Below are 729 nucleotides of genomic sequence, written 5' to 3'. Positions count from 1 at the left end.
CGCTGCTTTAAAGAACCCTTTGATGATGAACCTGGCTATCTCGCCGCTGAGATTCTAGAGACTTTAAAGCGCTATAAACCTGAAAGCTTGATCGATATGCATAACACCTCGGGCTCAGGCCCTTCATTTGCGGTGGCGATCTACGAAGATCCTCAGCATGATGCTTTGACAGAATTGTTTACTAAACGCCTCATCGTGACTCACCTACGTTTAGGGGCTCTGATGGAGGTCACCGAATACCTTTGCCCAACTGTGACGATTGAATGTGGAGGGCGTTTAGATGAGTCTGCGCACCAGATTGCTTGGGAGGGCTTAAATCGTTATTTTCGTTTAGAAAGTGTCTTGGCAGGCCAAGAAAGTCAAGAGAGCTTGGAGGTGCTTACTAATCCGGTAAGGCTCGAACTAAAGGATGATTGTCGTCTAAGGTATGGCGAGAAATTAAGTGAAGAATCTGATTTGTGTTTGCTACCCAGTATAGAGCAATTGAATTCAGGTATTACTGTTAAAGATACGCAGTTGGGTTGGGTCGCAACAGATGATCTGAAAGCTGTATTTTCTTCAAAAAATAGTCGAGAAGAATGTGTGGTAAATGAGTTGGTTTATATCAAAGACGGCGGATTGTTTGCTAAACGAGACTTAAAGCTCTTTATGATCACTAATAATCCGGAAATCGCCAAGATGGATTGTCTATTTTATGCAGTAAGGGACTGTGGTTCAGAGGTTGTTGCG

Annotated in this window: 1 protein-coding gene; it reads left to right on the top strand. The window is 43.5% G+C overall.

Annotated elements, in window-relative coordinates:
• Nucleotides 1-729: hypothetical protein (locus A3729_RS32185; RefSeq protein ID WP_068633222.1), on the top strand; the 729-nt coding region annotated here is incomplete at both ends.

This window comes from Oleiphilus sp. HI0043 (genome assembly GCF_001634935.1).
Note: the sequence above shows the minus strand (reverse complement) of the source record. Positions and strands in the feature narration are given on the sequence as shown.